The organism is Enterovibrio norvegicus DSM 15893, from assembly GCF_900115495.1.
Taxonomy (GTDB): Bacteria; Pseudomonadota; Gammaproteobacteria; order Enterobacterales; family Vibrionaceae; genus Enterovibrio; species Enterovibrio norvegicus.
In genome coordinates, this window is record NZ_FOWR01000014.1 from 79,997 (window position 1) to 98,114 (window position 18,118).

17 protein-coding genes are annotated in these 18,118 nt (G+C 47.9%); 8 read left to right on the plus strand and 9 right to left on the minus strand.

Going from position 1 to position 18,118, the window contains the following annotated elements; genetic code table 11:
- The first annotated feature begins 17 nt into the window (after window positions 1-17).
- The 4 genes from BM082_RS10850 to BM082_RS10865 all read left to right on the plus strand — a co-directional run bounded on the left by BM082_RS10850 (window position 18) and on the right by BM082_RS10865 (window position 4,039).
- The gene (locus BM082_RS10850; protein WP_074926930.1) at window positions 18-1,040 is read left to right on the plus strand and encodes a sugar ABC transporter substrate-binding protein; all 1,023 of its coding nucleotides are present in this window, start codon (window positions 18-20) and stop codon (window positions 1,038-1,040) included.
- A gap of 103 nt (window positions 1,041-1,143) precedes the next feature.
- On the plus strand, window positions 1,144-2,202 hold the full coding sequence (locus tag BM082_RS10855; protein ID WP_017011063.1) for an ABC transporter permease: 1,059 nt from the start codon (window positions 1,144-1,146) through the stop codon (window positions 2,200-2,202).
- Window positions 2,199-2,993 carry an ATP-binding cassette domain-containing protein gene (locus BM082_RS10860; RefSeq protein ID WP_017015561.1) on the plus strand — a complete coding sequence of 265 codons (795 nt, stop codon included), beginning with the start codon at window positions 2,199-2,201 and terminating at the stop codon, window positions 2,991-2,993. Before BM082_RS10855 ends, BM082_RS10860 begins: the two co-directional genes overlap by 4 nt.
- An 86-nt stretch (window positions 2,994-3,079) precedes the next feature.
- Window positions 3,080-4,039 carry a substrate-binding domain-containing protein gene (locus BM082_RS10865; RefSeq protein ID WP_017011065.1) on the plus strand — a complete coding sequence of 320 codons (960 nt, stop codon included), beginning with the start codon at window positions 3,080-3,082 and terminating at the stop codon, window positions 4,037-4,039.
- A 93-nt stretch (window positions 4,040-4,132) separates the two neighbouring features.
- Here the strand turns inward: BM082_RS10865 and BM082_RS10870 are convergent, their stop codons facing one another.
- The 3 genes from BM082_RS10870 to BM082_RS10880 all read right to left on the minus strand — a co-directional run bounded on the left by BM082_RS10870 (window position 4,133) and on the right by BM082_RS10880 (window position 5,699).
- A complete protein-coding gene (locus tag BM082_RS10870) occupies window positions 4,133-4,594 on the minus strand; it encodes an RES family NAD+ phosphorylase (RefSeq protein WP_017011066.1) in 462 nt (153 codons plus the stop codon).
- Window positions 4,594-5,016: a type II RES/Xre toxin-antitoxin system antitoxin gene (parS, locus tag BM082_RS10875; protein ID WP_017011067.1), complete on the minus strand. Its 423-nt coding sequence runs from the start codon at window positions 5,014-5,016 to the stop codon at window positions 4,594-4,596. The genes BM082_RS10870 and parS overlap by 1 nt, the downstream gene beginning before the upstream one ends.
- Before the next feature lie 209 nt (window positions 5,017-5,225).
- The gene (locus tag BM082_RS10880) at window positions 5,226-5,699 is read right to left on the minus strand and encodes an Lrp/AsnC family transcriptional regulator (protein WP_017011068.1); all 474 of its coding nucleotides are present in this window, start codon (window positions 5,697-5,699) and stop codon (window positions 5,226-5,228) included.
- Window positions 5,700-5,924: 225 nt separating this feature from the next.
- Here BM082_RS10880 and BM082_RS10885 point away from each other — a divergent pair, with 225 nt between their 5' ends.
- Window positions 5,925-7,772: a PLP-dependent transferase gene (locus BM082_RS10885; protein ID WP_017016188.1), complete on the plus strand. Its 1,848-nt coding sequence runs from the start codon at window positions 5,925-5,927 to the stop codon at window positions 7,770-7,772.
- A 186-nt stretch (window positions 7,773-7,958) separates the two neighbouring features.
- Here the strand turns inward: BM082_RS10885 and BM082_RS10890 are convergent, their stop codons facing one another.
- Window positions 7,959-8,510, minus strand: coding sequence for a hypothetical protein (locus BM082_RS10890; protein ID WP_017016189.1), 552 nt, complete (start codon window positions 8,508-8,510; stop codon window positions 7,959-7,961).
- A 650-nt stretch (window positions 8,511-9,160) separates the two neighbouring features.
- Between BM082_RS10890 and BM082_RS10895 the strand changes: the two genes are divergently transcribed.
- On the plus strand, window positions 9,161-10,669 hold the full coding sequence (locus BM082_RS10895; RefSeq protein WP_017016190.1) for an alanine/glycine:cation symporter family protein: 1,509 nt from the start codon (window positions 9,161-9,163) through the stop codon (window positions 10,667-10,669).
- Between the two features lie 124 nt (window positions 10,670-10,793).
- Here BM082_RS10895 and yciH read toward each other — a convergent pair whose 3' ends face one another.
- The 3 genes from yciH to BM082_RS10910 form a co-directional block, all read right to left on the minus strand.
- On the minus strand, window positions 10,794-11,120 hold the full coding sequence (gene yciH / locus BM082_RS10900) for a stress response translation initiation inhibitor YciH (RefSeq protein ID WP_017011073.1): 327 nt from the start codon (window positions 11,118-11,120) through the stop codon (window positions 10,794-10,796).
- Window positions 11,121-11,261: 141 nt separating this feature from the next.
- Window positions 11,262-11,600 carry a DUF3319 domain-containing protein gene (locus BM082_RS10905; RefSeq protein ID WP_017016191.1) on the minus strand — a complete coding sequence of 113 codons (339 nt, stop codon included), beginning with the start codon at window positions 11,598-11,600 and terminating at the stop codon, window positions 11,262-11,264.
- 140 nt (window positions 11,601-11,740) lie between these two features.
- Entirely contained in the window at window positions 11,741-12,094 is a 354-nt protein-coding gene (locus BM082_RS10910; RefSeq protein WP_017011075.1) for a DUF3319 domain-containing protein, read from the minus strand.
- Window positions 12,095-12,312: 218 nt separating this feature from the next.
- Here BM082_RS10910 and BM082_RS10915 point away from each other — a divergent pair, with 218 nt between their 5' ends.
- Window positions 12,313-13,275, plus strand: coding sequence for a tyrosine-type recombinase/integrase (locus tag BM082_RS10915; protein WP_017011076.1), 963 nt, complete (start codon window positions 12,313-12,315; stop codon window positions 13,273-13,275).
- Here BM082_RS10915 and BM082_RS10920 read toward each other — a convergent pair.
- Together BM082_RS10920 and BM082_RS25320 are read right to left on the minus strand one after the other, a co-directional pair.
- The gene (locus BM082_RS10920; protein ID WP_017016192.1) at window positions 13,272-14,273 is read right to left on the minus strand and encodes a D-alanine--D-alanine ligase; all 1,002 of its coding nucleotides are present in this window, start codon (window positions 14,271-14,273) and stop codon (window positions 13,272-13,274) included. The genes BM082_RS10915 and BM082_RS10920 overlap by 4 nt on opposite strands.
- A gap of 288 nt (window positions 14,274-14,561) precedes the next feature.
- Window positions 14,562-15,161, minus strand: a complete 600-nt coding sequence (locus BM082_RS25320) for an SPOR domain-containing protein (RefSeq protein WP_026025084.1) — start codon at window positions 15,159-15,161, stop codon at window positions 14,562-14,564.
- Between the two features lie 258 nt (window positions 15,162-15,419).
- On the opposite strand from BM082_RS25320, the gene BM082_RS10930 reads away from it, so the two are divergent.
- Window positions 15,420-18,104 carry a bifunctional acetate--CoA ligase family protein/GNAT family N-acetyltransferase gene (locus tag BM082_RS10930; protein WP_017011080.1) on the plus strand — a complete coding sequence of 895 codons (2,685 nt, stop codon included), beginning with the start codon at window positions 15,420-15,422 and terminating at the stop codon, window positions 18,102-18,104.
- Window positions 18,105-18,118 lie beyond the last annotated feature (14 nt).

The following is an 18,118-nucleotide window of genomic DNA, read 5'->3' on the forward strand; positions in this document are numbered from 1 at the left end:
GTAATTGGAGAATAGACATGAAGTCTTTGTTTAAAACTACCCTTCTCGCAGCCATGATGGCGTCAGTCCCTTTCGCAAATGCACAAGCAGAAGACGTGCTTATCGGTCTTATCACGAAAACCAACACCAATCCCTTCTTCGTCAAAATGAAAGAAGGGGCGAATGCCAAAGCTGAAGCACTGGGGGCGAAAGTCAGTTCCTTTGCAGGACGCTACGACGGCGACACGGATTCACAAGTGCAAGCGATTGAAAACCTGATCGCGGCGGGCGCAAGCGGCATCCTGATTACGCCAAGCGACCCTGATGCACTTGCCCCCGCAGTTAAACGTGCGCGAGATGCAGGCGTACTGGTCATCGCTTTGGATACCCCTTTTACGCCAGCAAGCATGGCAGACGCGACATTTGCCACAGATAACTTCCTAGCAGGCAAGCTGATCGGCGAATGGGCAAAAGCCAAAATGGGCGACAAAGCGGCAGACGCGAAAATCGCGCTCTTGGATTTGAGCACATCAAACATTTCTGTCGATGTGGAGCGTAACCAGGGCTTTTTGACGGGGTTCGGCATCGATGTGAAAAAGCCGAACATCATGCGTGATGAAAACGACCCGCGTATTGTCGGCAATGACGTGACGCAAGGCTCGGAAGAAGGCGGACGCCGCGCCATGGAAAACCTGCTGCAAAAAGACCCAAGCATCAACCTTGTTTACACCATCAATGAGCCTGCCGCTGCGGGTGCGTATGAAGCGTTGAAAGCCGTTGGTAAAGAGAAAGAGGTGCTGATCGTGTCTGTAGATGGCGGTTGCCCTGGCGTTGCCAATGTGGGCGACGGCGTGATTGGTGCGACCTCTATGCAGTTCCCGCTTCAAATGGCAGCATTGGGCGTAGAAGCCGTGGTCGAGTTTTCTAAATCTGGCGTGAAACCTGGCGCGACACCCGGTAAAGCCTTCTTCGACACCGGTGTAGAACTCATTACTGATCAACCTGCTGATGGTGTTCCTTCTTCGACATCAAACGAAGGCAAGTTGAAGTGCTGGGGCTAAGGTAACCCGCCAGCCCCCAAGCGCAGTTCTTGCACTCTGATGCCTTGGGGGCAATGCCTCCTTTTTACATCTTTGTTTTTGGCCACTCTCTACAGGATTATTCATGGGAACTTCACAAGGAAATGAAGACCAAGGTCAGCACCGTACCGCCGGTGAATCGCTAGGCGATCAATCTTTACCGCTCGGGCTTCGCATCCAACGTTATCTGCATAACCACCCTACTGCCGCCCCCATTTTGGTGCTATTGCTCGCCGTGACCGTGTTTTCTGCGTTGATCGGCGATCGCTTTTTCCACCCCTTTAACCTCTCTTTGGTTGTGCAGCAAGTCACCATCATTGGCATTATCGGCATCGCTCAAACCTTGATCATCCTAACAGCAGGTATCGACTTGTCTGTCGGTGCCATCATGGTGCTGTCATCTGTGGTCATGGGACGCATGGCCATTGATTTTGGCCTGCCGCCTTCGGTGTCATTGTTGATTGGTATTGCAGTTGGTGCTGCCGCGGGTGCAGTGAACGGCTTTTTGGTGTCTCGGATCAAGCTGCCGCCTTTCATTGCCACACTGGGTACGTGGAATATCTTCTTTGCCCTCAACCTGTGGTATTCGAACAGCCAAACCATTCGCTCTCAAATCATCGCCAGCCAAGCACCGCTGTTGCAGTGGCTCGGCACCACCATCGACGTGTTCGGCGCACGGGTGACGTACAGTTCCCTTTTAATGTTGGCGCTCTTTGGCTTCGTTTGGTATTTGCTCAACTGGACAGCATGGGGCCGCCATGTGTATGCCGTGGGTGATGATGCGGATGCTGCCCGTTTAGCGGGTATTCGCGTGCGTCGCATCCAGCTCTCTGTTTACGTGCTCGCCGGTGTGATTTGTGCGATTGCTGCGTGGGCACTCATTGGGCGTATCGGCTCTATTAGCCCGCAATCCGGTTATACCGCCAACCTTGATTCCATTACGGCGGTGGTGATTGGTGGCACCAGTTTATTTGGCGGCCGCGGCTCGGTGCTGGGTACCTTAATCGGAGCATTGGTTGTAGGTGTGTTCAGAAATGGCTTGGCGCTGTTAAGCGTTGATGTGCTGTGGCAAGAATTCACTGTGGGGTTATTGATCATCATTGCGGTCAGCATTGACCAGTGGCTAAGGAAGGCGTCGTCATGACTGTAAATCAAGAGACAAATGTGACCCCCGTACTGCAAGCTCGAGGGTTAGTTAAGCGTTATGGCAGAGTAACGGCGCTAAATGGGTCTGATTTTGACCTGATGCCGGGTGAGATCTTGGCGGTTATCGGCGACAACGGCGCAGGAAAATCCAGCTTGATAAAAGCGCTCTCCGGCGCAATCACACCGGACTCAGGCGAGATCATGCTTGAGGGTAAACCGCTACGCTTCAGCAATCCGATGGAAGCGCGAGAGATCGGCATTGAAACCGTTTACCAAAACCTCGCTGTCGCACCCTCACTGAACATTGCGGATAACCTGTTTTTGGGGCGCGAACTCTTGTGCTCGGGCTTTCGCGGCAAATGGCTGCGCATGCTTGATAAGAAAGCCATGCGTGAAAAGGCCAAGAAACAGCTGACAGAGTTGGGCCTTTTGACGATTCAAGATATTACTCAGGCGGTGGAATCCTTGTCTGGCGGTCAGCGACAAGGCGTAGCAGTGGCGCGTTCGGCGTTGTTTGGCAGCAAAGTGGTGATCATGGACGAACCTACCGCTGCCCTTGGTGTGAATGAATCTCGCCGGGTTCTGAACCTGATCCAAGAAGTGCGTGCGAGAGGTTTGCCCGTGATCCTTATCAGCCATAACATGCCCCATGTGTTTGAAGTCGCGGATAGGATCCACGTTCATCGCTTGGGCAAGCGCATCGACATTATTTCACCGCAAACGCATACTATGTCTGATGCCGTTGCCATCATGACAGGCGCAATGGCACCCAGCAGCGTGACGGCGTAACTTAATGGGCGAATGGATGTCGCCCTTGTCACTCGCTGGAAAAGACATGACTCGCGCATAAATATCAAAGAGATAAGGAAGCCAACATGAAGCACTTTTTAAACCGATTTGGCGTTTTCATTGCTTTCCTGTTGGCTTTCATGTCCCCTGCCCAAGCAACGTCGGAATCCATCACTACAGGGTTTTCTTTCAAAGAAAAAGTGACGGTCGGCATCAGCGTGTTTGACCTGAGTAACCCTTTTTTCGTCACCATGGTGCGAAGTATTCGCGATGAATTAACGGTGATTTATGGTGAGCCACCGCATTTGTTGGTGCGTTCAAGCGGCCATATGTTTGAGCGCCAAGAACGCCAATTGGCGGAGTTCATTGCGGAAGGTGCTGACATGATTTTCTTGGTGGCATCCGATGAGCACCGACTGAAACCGACCATTCAACGCGCGATCAGCCAGAACATTCCCGTGATTGCCGTTGATGCACATGCCATGGGCTCGTCAGCCAGCATCACAACAGACAATGTACAAGCGGGGGAAATTGCTTGCCAACGCTTAGCGGAACATCTTGATAATCAGGGCGACATCGTCATCTTGAATGGCCCTGCGGTTTCTTCCGTGATTGAACGTGTTGAAGGCTGCAAACGCGCACTGTCAGGCACGGAAGTAAACATTCTTTCAGACGAATTAAACGCGACAGGCAGTTACGAAGGTGGGCTTGAAACCATGGCTTATGCGCTTCAAGCCTTTGAACGCATCGACGGTGTGTTCGCGATCAATGACCCTTCTGCACTGGGCGCGGAACAAGCGTTAAAACAAGCCGGGGCAGACGCGGTGTTGGTGTCCGTTGATGGCAGTCCAAAGGTGCGCGAAGCCCTTCAACAAAAACGCCAATGGTGGCTAGCAACCGCCACGCAATTTCCCGATAGAATGAGCCGTGAAGCGGTAAGAATTGGGCATCAAATTCGTAAGAATGGGGTGTTATCCAACACACATAAACTGATCCCCACCGAACTCATCGACAATCAAAACGTTCATCAATTTGTGAGGTGGTAAAGGGTGAAGAATTGCTTGGGATGAAAAGACGCTGCCCAAGTGTGGGGGAATGGAATAGAGCAGAAAAATTGGAATACAGCGCGTGTACTTCCCCTAACGCATCATGCGTTTTAAGCGACTATCGTAATAGAAATCACGCTCATCGATGATTTTAATGGCGCGGCTTTCTGGGTGCATAGGGTTAATCAGGAAGTTGTATTCGCTAGCAATAATGGCGGAAGGAAGCTGGATCACGGGCGTGCTCATGCTTTGTAGCCAGTCTGTACCATAACGTCGCGATACATCCGCATCCGGCACGGCATCCCACCCTTCAGGCAGTTCTTTTTCGCTCACGCGAATCATGGCAATGTCATCAGGAATATAGATGGTCATCATCACCAACTGCGGCATTTGCACTGGGCTTTCATGCACGAAACGTTCGAGCGCTGACAATGAACGCGAGCCTGCAGTATACAGAATCGGCTGGCCTTTCTGGTGCCAACGCCCTGAACCAAACATGCCGCCTGTTCCCGTTAAATCGGCGTAGCGTTTTACGGAAAGGCGGAATACTTCCATTATGCGGTCATGCCATGCATGAGGCGGTTCAGGATGGTTTCGACATATTGAATGCCGGTGTTGGTATCCAAGTAATCCACGGCGGCTTTCCCACCGAACGCCACTTGCGGCGTTTTCAACCAATCCAACGCAACAGGACGGCTCCCGTAGTAATCGACTGCTAAATCAACGACTCGGCGGATTGCTAAGGTTTTTTCGGATTGAGAAGGCGTGAGTAAGTCAGTATCACTTTTACGCTGTAAACTGCGCGGGCTTAAACCAATCAGGCCTACCCATTCGCCGCTGCTCATGGCCATGTCTTTCATGACTTTGCGTGCGTGCTTCACTGACAAACCGTGTCGGATGATATCTAACTCGGTGTCTTGGTTGATCACTTGCCCTTTTTTTACTAGGCCAAGCGAAACTAGCTGTTCTGCATACATACACACCTCCACATACCAATGGTTAAATTATGGGCGCCATTTGTCGCATTGTAAAGCGTCATTTGTCGTACACCTACTTTCAAGGGCCTACCGTATTTCAAGAACACGCCTTACTCCAAGAGCACAACCTATCTCAGTTGCGCTGCCTTTTCGTACCCGACGTTTTCTTCAGAACAACAACGATGCCATAGCGATGCGGGTGACAGAACTTACAATGGAAGACGAGAACGTTTCTTTACTTGCCCAAACGCGAAGCTGGATTCAATGGCTGCGATGTTTGACAGCGGCGTGAGCTCTCGTCGTATAAAGCGTTCATAGGTTTTGAGTGACTCACTCACCACATGCAGCAAGTAATCATGCGTGCCTGTCATGAGGTAACACTCGAGCACTTCATCCATGTGATTGATCAGGGATTCAAACTTGCGCATGTTCCCTTCTGTCGGCTTTTCGAGCTTTACTGACACAAACACGTTGATAGCCAAACCACACATGTCTTGGTCTACGTGCGCGTGATACCCAGTGATGATGCCTTTCTTTTCTAATGCGCGAACGCGCCGCAAGCAGGGTGACGGCGAGAGTGAGATGCGATCAGAGAGTTCTTGATTGGTTAAGCGCCCTTCGATCTGAAGCTCATCAAGGATTTTCTTGTCGATACCGTCTAACCCATTAAGAGGATGCGTCATATATTCATTCTCCCTTGTCTTAACCTGTCCCTTTCAATGCCTCAATCGCCTGATGCATTAAGGGGGATACACCTAACGGTAGTAGATATAGCGCAATGTGTTTAGAAATTGGCAGAAAGTGCCAACTGGTCAGGAAAATCAAGCAGAATTAGCAATGATTCACCCTCCACCCTTAACTAACTTGAAGGTATGCCTGTCGATTTTTCAACGTTAAGGGATCTAGCCATGAATAAAGCCACGCAATTAAGCCCACTACGCAAAAGTACACGTCACGAAGATGCGAGCGCGCTCGCGACCGAGCAAGCTGAACATTTTGGGATTGATACGCAGTCCGAGTTTGGCCAAACGTTGATTGAGCTTGCAACCACACTCTACACCGCGAACCATCACACCCATGATTTATGGGCCATCACCCTAGATGGATTGTCAGAATTAGACAAAAACGACCGCATTGCCTGGTTCAATGCAAAACGGTTCTTGTCTTTTCAGTTAGCGAAGATCCTCGACAACCTCCAAAACCCGATGCGTGCGACCTATAAAACGATCGCCACAAAGAACGGGCACTTTGCTTCAAAAGGGGCTTACCCTATTTTCGATAATGTCGCGGCCATTTTCTCTGCCAGCCCCGTGATAACGAGAACCGCAACTTACCTCTTCGCGTGTACGGAGTGGGTGGAAGATGCATTCAATGGTCGTGAACCTTTACACGACATATACTCACGCCTGCTCAACCCCACCTCAATCAGCCTCGCGAACCACATTGTGGACATTGAAGCGGGTGACATGGCTGATCAGTATTTAGCATGGAACTTTAATTCGGGAATGGCGGCCATTGACGGCCTACTTAGCCATTTACTGGGTCGTGAAGATATCGTGCTTGCCTCACGCAATATCTATGGTGGGTCGTATCAACTGTTACAGGATTGGTATCGTAAATCGTCAAACCTCGATGTCGCTGTTGAATGGGTTGATGGTTATGACGAGGCAGCTTTTGCAAACGCAATGGATGCAGCAGCGGCGAAATATGCAGATCGTATCAAGGCAGGAAGAAAGATCTATGTGTACCTAGAAAGCCCATGTAACCCGCACGGCTTTGTGCTCGACGTTGCGGGGATCAGTCGCGTCACTCACGAGCGTGGGTGGCGAATCATGGCTGACACCACTGTGGGCACGCCATTTTTACACCCTGTTTTAAAACGCACTGATCCGATGGAACGCCCAGACTTTGTGATCCACTCTTACACCAAAGAGTTAGCGGGTTCAGGCACTACCACCGCAGGCGTGGTGATTGGGCGAAATGAAGACATGTTCATTCCAAAGGGTGACACTGTCACGACAAAAACACCCAATGGCGAGCCCAGGGACGTCAGTTGGGACGACACCTTGTTCTGGAATGTCTACTACATCAAAGGGGCATTTCTGGATGCAGATAAAGCATTTGAAGTGTTGAATGGCATGAAAACCTACGAGCTCAGGGTGATGCAAAAAACCATTAATACCTTAACGCTTGCAAGAGTATTCAGTCAGCACCCCGACATTAATGTGTCTTGTCCTGCCCTTCCTGACAGCCCAAACTATGTCTTGATGCAAGAAAATATGCGGCTTGGGCTTCCTGCTGCTCTCTTTACCATTGATATGGAAGGAGCACCTGATGTGGAAAGTGCATCTGATGTGAAAGGTGCATCTGGGCGACCGCCCATCCATCCCGATGCCTTCAAACAGTTCTTTGACATGCTAGAGCCTGCCGTTGGCATGCAGGTCAGCTTAGGGCAAACCAATACGGTTGCGCTTTGTCCCGCCATGACAACACATTCAGAGCTCTCTGCCGATGCATTAGATCGTGCGGGCATTAAGCCAACCACCTTACGTATTGCTGTTGGGTTGGAAGATCCGCGCCAGTTCATTGCCCATATTCAACGCGCAGCTGAAATGTCGATAGACAATAAGCACCCTGAGTTTTCTTCCTCATTTCCTTCGCCAGACCGCATTGATGCGCTGTATAAACAAACGTATATGGATGTGCAAAAGCGCTTTTTAGAAGACCTACCAAGCTATGACACTTTGCTGAAATAGGTGTGACTAAACGGCGCTTTATGAAATGGCTATTGATCAAATGACTTGTAGTGAAATAGCTTGGGGTGAAATAGCTAGGGGTGAAAACGGGCACTTTGCTCAATGTAGCGAGGAATTGTCAAAATAAGGGCTGTAGCGAGAAAGCCAAAGTAGAAATGCGTTGGTGTGAGTGCTGTGGTTTACTGCCTACTGTTTCTGGAACACAGGCAGTGATGACGCGCTCACGCGAATGTGTTGATCAAGCATATCGACATAGCACAGCGTTACTTGGTATTGACTCGTCATGTCTGAATGATGCCTCAATTCTGTATGCATCAGTTGAATCCTATCTATCAACTGATGGTGAGGCTCACAACCATTATCGCCAAATCGATAAAGTTCGCTATGGGGCTGGTGATTTATGTTTTCCCTCACAATCTCGATTTTCATCGCCAGTTGTTCGCGTTCAAACAACGACGATTGCTTCTTTAGATCCCTCGCTAAACTTTCCTCTAAGCTTAAGAACTGAGTTGGAGTTAAAACCTGTGAACCACTATCTATCAGAGAACTTTGTACTTTTACCATCTCTAAAGCGATGGGTGTCAGCATGTGAAGATAGTCGATGAGGATTCGCTCTTCTGTGCATTGGCGATTCTTGAGCCAGATAAAGCCTACGGAGATAGTCAGGACAAGGCAGGAAGCGACAAATAGATATCGCAGAGTGAATCCTTTTAGTGAGGTTTTTTTTATATTCGCCATAACTGAAAATCACATTATGAATACCTATTCTAATGTCTCGAATTTCTATTCAAGTCACTGCGAAATGTATACAAAATCCATCATATAAATAAAAGATATATCTTATACCTCGTAGTTTAAATATGGGTCATGTTGCATGATTCATTTATGAGAAATACGTTATTTATACGCCACTAATACTTTTCTAGTTATAGTGCTAATTTCTTATTAATTCACATCTGACTCATATTTAAGACAGGACTCAGCTAAGAGAAAAATCATTAAACCCCGAAATAATAGGGTTTTTATTAGTGCAACAATGAAAAATTTTACACTCCCCACCAACCCCCCTAAAGCATTATGAATAAAGGCTCTCAGGCACTATGAGCAAGTGCCATTATTTCGTTGCACTATTTATTGTGCAATGCATGCACACATATAAAGCCATACCCAACATTTACTGACATATATATTAATGGCGTATCAGTCGAGAAAAGTGTGAGCCTTATATCTACTTATAAAAAATGAAGAATTAGCGCATCGAAAAATATTGCAAATATGTTTATAAATGGAATAATCCGCAACGTAACAATTGTTAACATTCCTGTTACATGGTTACGGTTCGGTAGGAAATACATATAAAGCAATAAAAACTGAAAAGGACTCGGTAAATGAAGCGTTTAATGACGATGCTTGGCCTTTCGTTATTTGCGAGCTCTGCAACAGCAGGGATCGATGAGCAAATTAATGAAATTGTTGCCCCAATAGTAAACCCATTCGTGGGTATGATTTTCTCAACCATTCCCCTCCCCTTCACAGACACGCAAGCACCATGGATTGTGCTTTGGCTTGTAGTCGCAGCTGTTATCTTCACCCTCTACCTCGGCTTCATCAACGTTCGTGGTTTCACTCACGCTATCAGCCTTGTTAAAGGCGACTACACAGATCCTAAAGAGCCTGGCGAAGTATCACACTTCCAAGCACTGACTACGGCACTGTCTGGTACGGTTGGTCTTGGTAACATCGCAGGTGTTGCAGTCGCAATCTCTATCGGTGGCGCTGGTGCAACGTTCTGGATGATCCTTGCAGGTCTTCTTGGTATGTCTACGAAATTCGTAGAGTGTGCCCTTGGTGTTAAATACCGTAACACGAACCCAGACGGTTCAGTGTCAGGTGGTCCAATGTACTACCTGAGCAAAGGTCTGGCTAACCGTGGTAACCCAGCACTCGGCCGTACTCTAGCCGTTTTGTTCTCAGTTTGTGCAGTTGGTGGTGCACTGGGTGGCGGTAACATGTTCCAAGCAAACCAAGCATTCAAACAAGTGGTTGGTGTAACTGGCGGCGACATGTCTTTCTTCGCAGATAAAGGCTGGTTGTTCGGTCTTATCATGGCTGTCATCGTAGGTGTAGTAATCATCGGCGGTATCAAGTCAATCGCGAAAGTAACCGAGAAAGTTGTACCACTAATGGCTGTTGTCTACGTTGGTGCTGCTTTGATCATCATCCTTCTGAACCTAGGTTCTGTTGGTGATGCGTTTGCAGCTATCTTCAATGGTGCATTTACTGGCGAAGGTGTTGCCGGTGGTATCATTGGTGCGATGATTCAAGGTTTCAAACGTGCAGCGTTCTCGAACGAAGCGGGTGTTGGTTCGGCGGCAATTGCTCACGCAGCAGTAAAAACCAAAGAACACATGTCAGAAGGTTTCGTATCTCTGCTTGAACCGTTCATCGATACCGTTGTTATCTGTACGATGACTGCACTGGTAATCATCATCACTGGCCAACTTCACGATGGTCAAACACTGACAGGTGTTGAACTGACGTCTGCTGCTTTCGGTAGCACGATTTCTTGGTTCCCACTGATTCTTGCAATCGCTGTTGTTCTGTTTGCTTTCTCAACCATGATTTCTTGGTCTTACTACGGCCTAAAAGCATGGACTTACCTATTCGGTGAGAGCAAGCGCGCTGAGATGATTTTCAAAATCATGTTCTGCTGCTTCGTAGTGATCGGTGCATCTATGAACCTTGGTCCAGTTATCGACTTCTCTGATGCAATGATCTTCGCAATGGCATTGGTGAACATCATCGGTCTATACCGTCTTGTTCCTGAAATCAAAGTCGACATGCATGACTACCTTGCACGTTTAGACAGCGGTGCAATCGCACGCTTCAAAGGTTAATTGCAACCCCTCTTGCAATGCATAACCTAAAACAAAAAGAGATGCCAAATGGCATCTCTTTTTTTATGTCTGTTTGTATGCGTTAAACGCGTAAGCAGCAAACAGAAATCGGCAGTCTGAGCGTTTAACCGCCAGCAAGCTTTACGGTATGGCCTTTCTTCTCTAGGTACGCTTTGATTTGATCGCGCTTGTCACCTTGAATCTCGATAACACCGTCTTTCACTGCGCCACCACAGCCACACACTTTCTTCAATTCAGCCGCGACCAACTTAAGTTGCGTGTCGTCCACGTCTAGCCCTGTTACCAAACACACACCTTTACCTTTACGGCCTTTCGTTTGGCGTTGAATGCGAACAATGCCATCGCCTGCATCACGTTGAGGTGCTTGCTTCTCTTCCTTAATGCGCCCGGTTTCCGTAGAAAAGACCAAGCGGCTGTTATCGTCGTTCATAATCCACTCTATGACGTGTCAATTTAGCAATATGGTATCAAATGTTTCCTGCCTGTATATACAGAAAACAAAAGGCATTCGCCTTTCGGGAATGCCTTTAAATACAGTAATGTTATCTCCAAGCGCTCTAAAGGCTCGTGTTTAGCGAGATAGTGAGTTTTGGTCGATAAACTGCTTTAGCTTCGACAGTGACCCTTTTAGCAGTTGACCACGGACAAGCATGTACCAAAGCCCAGGTTGCTTCTCGTCGACCATGATTTGAAAACCTTTATAGCTTTCAGAAGAACGCGATTGCGACGTTTTGAAACCTTGACGTTCGAATTCAGCAGGACGACGGAAAATACGCGTGTCGCACCACCAATCAATGCATTGTTTAACGCCTAGCAGACTGCCAGATACATTTTTTCCACCCACATTTGATGAATAAACCTCATCACGGCTTTCGATGGTATGCCCACGATGCGTGTACCGCTTCTTCATGCTGACCTTTGTTAGATGTGTAATATTTTACTTATGGTGGGATTTTAATGAATTGCAGATGTATTGACGATATTTATTGATGCATATGACGCAAATATTCTGTCTATCTGCTTCACAATTAAACAAATATTTGCGAGCGGTTAAGTCTTTGTAACGACATTTTTATCAATAAATTGCTTTAGTGCAGGAAGTGAACCTTTAAGAAGGTTGCCTTTGATGATCATGTACCATGCTTTGTCATTGTCTTCGGCGTCATTCATGATCTGAACGCCTTTATACTCTTCTTGTTTCTTGGTTTTCGCATCGTCGAAATCTTGCTTATCAAAATTATTCGGCTCACGAAGGATATTGGTGTCACACCACCAATCTATGGACTGCTTTACGCCAAGCAGCGAGCCTAAGACGCGCTTTCCCCCAATGCGGGCACTGTATTCTTCCGTTTTTTCATCAGCAAGTTCTACATTGTAACCGCGATGGTAGAGACGTTTTTTCAAAAGACTCCCCCTAACTCGTTATTAATGATAAACATACGACATTCATACTGCGTTAATCACAAATTAGACCAGTTTTTATTGCAACGCCAAATTTCATCATTAATTGACGATTCTATGGTATTTAGTCCATCCACGGCTCAATAACCATGAATACTGTTTAAATCCACATAATTTATGCTAATGTTGTAGATGACATTTAAGTTATAGTGCGCTATATCATGAAAAAGATACAAGCTCTTACTGACCCTGAAGAAATCAAAGCAAGCGTGACGACGTTTCGTAAAGGTGATGTATCACTTGAGACGTGGAAATCGCTGACACATGGCGCGTACAGTCACAATTCTCTATTGAGCTTTCAAAATGACTGGGAAACGTTTTTGGGCTTTTGCCGTGAGCACAAGGTGTCACCTCTTCCTGCAGCCGTGACCGCCGTCAGACGTTTCGTCGAACAAACCGCGAAGACACGCAAAGCAGCGAGCATAAAGCGCTATATCATTACCATTTCAATGATTCACCGCGTTCATGCTCACCCGGATCCCACCAAACACCGTGAAGTACGGTTTACGTTGAATAAACTCTATCGTGAAAAAGCAGATGACGCAGGCCAAGCGACGGCGTTTCATCTTGAACACCTGAATGCCCTTCATGAAAAACTGAGCGACAGTGATCGTTTGAAAGACATCCGTGACTTGTTAATTTGGACGCTGTGTTTCGAAGGTATGCTTAAACGCAGTGAGCTTTCCGCGTTGTCTTATGATGCACCACAGAAAACAGACAACGGTTTCGAACTGCATGTCGGCGAACACGTCATTTCACTCAGCGAGCAGGCTGGCGATTTAATTGAGCGCTGGTTGTTGGTTTCAGGGGTTTCTGATGGCCCACTCTTGCGCGGTATCAATAAGCACGAACAACTCGGTGATACGCCCATGGATCACTCTTCTATTTATCGTGTGTTTCGAAGAGCTGCCAGTGAATTGGGTGAAGAAAATGCATTTACGTTTTCAGGCCAATCACCGCGCGTTGGGGCGAGCCAAGATCTGTCACAAGCTGGGTTGTCGATAAAGGAAATTCAGCAACAAGGAAGATGGAAAAGCCCCGCGATGCCTGCTCAGTACGTGGGTAATAAGCAAGCAAGGGACGAGGCTATGGATAAGCTAAAACGCAAAATCGAACTGGATTAGTTCGCAGCAATTCCGCTTTTAATGCAGCTTTCTAAATAGTCGGCAAAGACGTGGCCGTTATGTTCTACCAGTTTGGGGAACATAGAAATCGGCGTCATTCCAGGGAAGGTATTGATTTCATTCAATAGCACTTCACCTTCGTCCGTTAGGAAGAAGTCGATACGCGACAAATCTTTTAGCTTCAAATGCACAAAGGCTTTTTCCGCATACTCACGCATTTTCGCGATGTTTTCTTCCGTTAAGTTATCAGGCGTTACCGTCGTCAAACTGTGGCTTGTTGTGCTGTATTTCTCTTCGTAGGTGTAGAACGTATCTTCAGGCGCACAGATCTCACCTGGGTTAGTCACAATCACCTCGCCATTAAAGTGGTAGGCCGCAATTTCAAGCTCGCGCGGGCGTACTGCTTTTTCAACAAGCACTTGATGAGAAAAAGTAAACGCGTCTTCAATGGCCTGCTTCACTGCCGCTTTGTCTGTGACTTTGTAACAACCAACAGATGAACCCTGACACGCTGCTTTCACGAAAATAGCGCCCCAAAGGTCAAACGCTTCTTCTGCCTGTGCAATGCTTTCGGCGTTATTGTCTGTTAAGAAAACATACGGCGTGTTTGGAATACCAATCGCATCAAACCAAAGCTTTGATGTGATTTTATTGAAGCAGACGATACTCGCTGACGCATCACAGCCCATAAACGGCAAACCCGATAACGCTAACAGTGATTGAATGTCACCGGTTTCGCCCGGAAAGCCGTGAATACAGGGAACAACATAATCAATGGCGACTGTTGTACTGCCTACATTGAGGGTTTTATCGAGGTTTAGACGGCAAGGTTGTCCATTTGCATCTTTCCAGCCTTCGTCTTTCGTGATTTCAACGCGAATGACAGAGACGGGAGACATTTTCGAAAGCTCTGATTCGAGATAATTCGCGGATACCATGGAAACTTCATGCTCTGCGCTGCCACCGCCGCACAGGAGTAAAACTTGAGTTGGGTTCATGACCTTACATACTCCGCCCTAAAACAGTTTAGGGATAACAAAAATTCTGCTGCACAATCCGGTGCATAACATGGAAGGTGAGCCGCCTATAGTAGACAAACCCCTGCCACCTTTCATCCAATCGAGATCAATTAACTCGCAAAATTTGTCCAATCGCTCAAAAACGCGCCGTATTACAAGGTTCCAGTCGTTACACGACTGAATAAATATAGAAAAAGAGAGCAAGTGCTCTCTTTTTCAGCGTTCTTTTTGCCCCAGACTCACCCAGGTATTAGCGAGTTAGACGCGTTAATTCAGTCGTGTCATGTCTGGCGTTGACGAGCCTTTAATCGAAGAGAAGGAACGAATAAAAGGACCGTACTCTTTGATGGTTTTCGGCAGCGCATTCAATGCAGATTTCGCGGCTTCTTTTGATGGGAATTCGCCATACAGCAACGTATACCAAGGCAAACCTTCAACCATTTTCTTGTTTGACCACACAGGCTTGTCGGACGGCAACTTGTCCATGTATTCGGTGAAACCTTTATTGTGGCTGAGTGCAATAACCTGAATGGTGTATTTTTTCGATGATGTGGTTACTGGCATTTTCATCATCGGTTTTTCAGCTTTCGTGCTTGCTACCATGGGTTTTTCTTTCATGGGCACAGGCATTGGCTTAGGTGTTGCCGTCGCTGCAGCCTTGGGCGCAGGTTTTGGCATTGGCTCAACGTTTGCCGGCATCTTAGGTGCCGGTTTTACAGTATCAGGAGTAACATTCGACGGCTCAGTAGAAGACAAAGGCATAACCTCAGCCCCAGAGCTTTGCGTCAGTAGCAATTGCGTTGTATTCGATCCACCAGCACAGCCGGCAAGCGCTAATGTCAGCGCGACAGAAAAGATTTTCTTCATGAATATTCTACTTTTAGGACTCACTTTCTTTATTCTGACCCCAGCATAGGATTCATTCAACCTTAACGACAGCAACTCTCCCAAGTATCTGCCACGTATCACACATCCCTACAATTCGCGTGCGACAGATGATCCACTTTCTTGGTCAACCCTCCCTTATTTCGCTGTGGCTCACAGGCAAGTCAATGGAGACATGCAGCATTGAATAAACACGGTAATATATACCTAAATAACTTGAAGATTCTTCAGGAGAGGGAAATGACCAACCTCGATGCGCTATTCAAACCAAAATCGATTGCTGTAATCGGCGCGTCTAACACACCAGGACGCGCAGGGAATATCATCATTAGAAATCTGCAGTCTGGTGGCTTTCAAGGCCCCATCATGCCTGTGACGCCCAAATATCAGGCCGTGGCTGGGATTCTCGCGTATTCCACGATTGAAGAACTCCCCCTTGTCCCTGACATGGCAGTACTTTGTACCCATGCGAGCAGAAACAGTGAACTGATTCGCCAGCTTGGCGAAAAAGGCGTTAAAGTCGCGATCATCCTTGCGGCAGGCATGAAGAATACACTGAACGAAGACGGTCAAGCTGAATTTGATGTGATGCGCAACATCGCCTCACAATACGCCATGCGGGTGATTGGTCCTAACAGCTTGGGGATGATCCAGCCTTGGATTAACCTCAATGCGTCGTTCTCACCGATTCCCGCTAACCGCGGCAACATTGCCTTTGTTTCTCAATCCGCCGCGGTGTGTACCACGATCCTCGATTGGGCGAAAAACCGCCGGGTTGGATTTTCAACCTTCATTTCTCTTGGCGAAGCCAGCGACATCGATTTCCCTGAGTTGCTCGATTACCTTAGCCGAGAAAGCAAAACCGATGCGATTCTGCTTTATATCGATAACATCCAAGATGCGAGGCGTTTTATTTCCGCAGCCCGTGCCGCATCACGTAACCGTCGTGTGTTGGTGTTGAAAAGCGGACGCACACCAGAAGGTGCAGGCGCACTTCCCCACCTTTCTGAGCTCTCTCATGGCCTTGATGGTGCCTATGATGCAGCTATCCGCCGTTCAGGGATGCTGCGCGTACGCACGACGCATGAACTGTTTGCAGCAGTAGAAACCCTCTCCCATTCTGTGCCCCTGCGAGGCGAACGCTTGGCCATCATTTCAAACGGGGGTGGCCCTGCTGTTATGGCGGTGGATACCTTGGTGGAAATGGGTGGAAAGCTTGCCGTACTCAGTGAAGAAACCATTGCGAAGCTCAACGAGGTACTGCCTGTGAGTTGGTCGCATGGTAATCCCATCGACATCGTCGGCGATGCAGACACCACGCGTTACCAAAAGGCCACCGAGATTCTATTGGAAAGCGATGAAGCGGATGCGTTGTTGATACTGCATTCCCCTTCAGTGACGGCGCCTGGGTTAAGCACGGCGAAAGCCTTGATTCAAACTTTAAAGAACAACCCAAGGGCGAAGCGCTTTAACATTTTGACCAACTGGCAAGGTGAAAGTGACGATGCCACCGTAGCGAGGCTTGCCTTTGCCCATGGCGGTTTTCCTGCCTACCGTACACCGGAAAGTGCGGTTACCGCATTCATGCACTTGGTCGAATACCGCCGAAATCAAAAACAACTGATGGAAACACCGGCGTCAATGGGTCAAATTGATTACGACGTCGAAGGCGGAAATGCGCTGATTCAGCAAGCATTGGAAAACCACCAAACCACATTAACAACCCATGAAGCTCGCCCTTTCTTGGAGAAATACGGCATCAATGTGATGGCGACATGGCTAGCCGCAGACCCATCAGAAGCCGCGCAAATTACCGAGCAAGTGGGCTATCCCGTTGCCGTAAAATTGCGCTCACCCGACATTCCACACAAATCAGACGTCAACGGCGTCATGCTAGATTTGAACAACGCAACAGAAGTGGCTAATGCAGCGCAACTGATGTTAAACCGTGTGTCCTTGGCGTATCCAACCGCACGTATTCAAGGCTTACAGATTCAGAGCATGGCAAGCCGCGCTGGCGCGCAAGAATTACGGGTTTGCGTTCGCCATGATCCTGTTTTCGGGCCCATTATTTTGGTGGGTGAAGGCGGTTCAGAATGGGATGTAAACCGAGACGCCGCGGTTGCAATCCCTCCATTAAACATGACACTCGCTCGCTACTTGGTCATCGGCGCGGTTAAATCAGGCAAGTTAAGGCAGCGTAGCCATCCTTATCGCCTTAACGTGAATGCACTTTGCCACTTCTTAGTGACGCTGTCACAAATAATCATCGATTACCCTCAAATTGCAGGACTCGACATTCATCCGCTGCTCGCTTCGGGCGATGAGCTGCGCGTATTGGATGCCTCTATCAAGCTATCTCCCTACGATGACGACATACATTCTCGCCTTGCCATTCGCCCATACCCGAAAGAGTTAGAACAACGCGTTATGCTGAGAGATGGCAGACCCGTGTTGCTTCGCCCCATTCTCCCTGAAGATGAACCTAACCATAAAACCTTCATCGAACATGTGTCCGTTGAAGATCTATACAAACGCTTTTTCTCCGATGTGGGCGAGCTAAATCATGAGGCGTTAGCGAACCTAACCCAAATTGACTACGACCGCGAAATGGCGTTCGTCGCCGTTTACAGCAACGATGAAACGCAGGAAGACGACATCCTTGGCGTAGTCCGTGCGTTATCAAACCCTGAACACACTGATGCCGAATTTGCCGTGCTGGTTCGCTCTGATTTAAAAGGTGTTGGCCTAGGACGCATTTTGATGGAGAAAGTGATCGACTATGGCCGCGTAAGCGGATTAAAGCGTTTTAATGGCATGACGATGCCATCAAACTCCGGCATGATCGCCCTCGCACAGAAAGTCGGATTTAGTATCGATGTGCAGTTGCAAGATGGCATCGTTGAAATGGAAATGATGTTATAGCGCGGCAGTTAAAG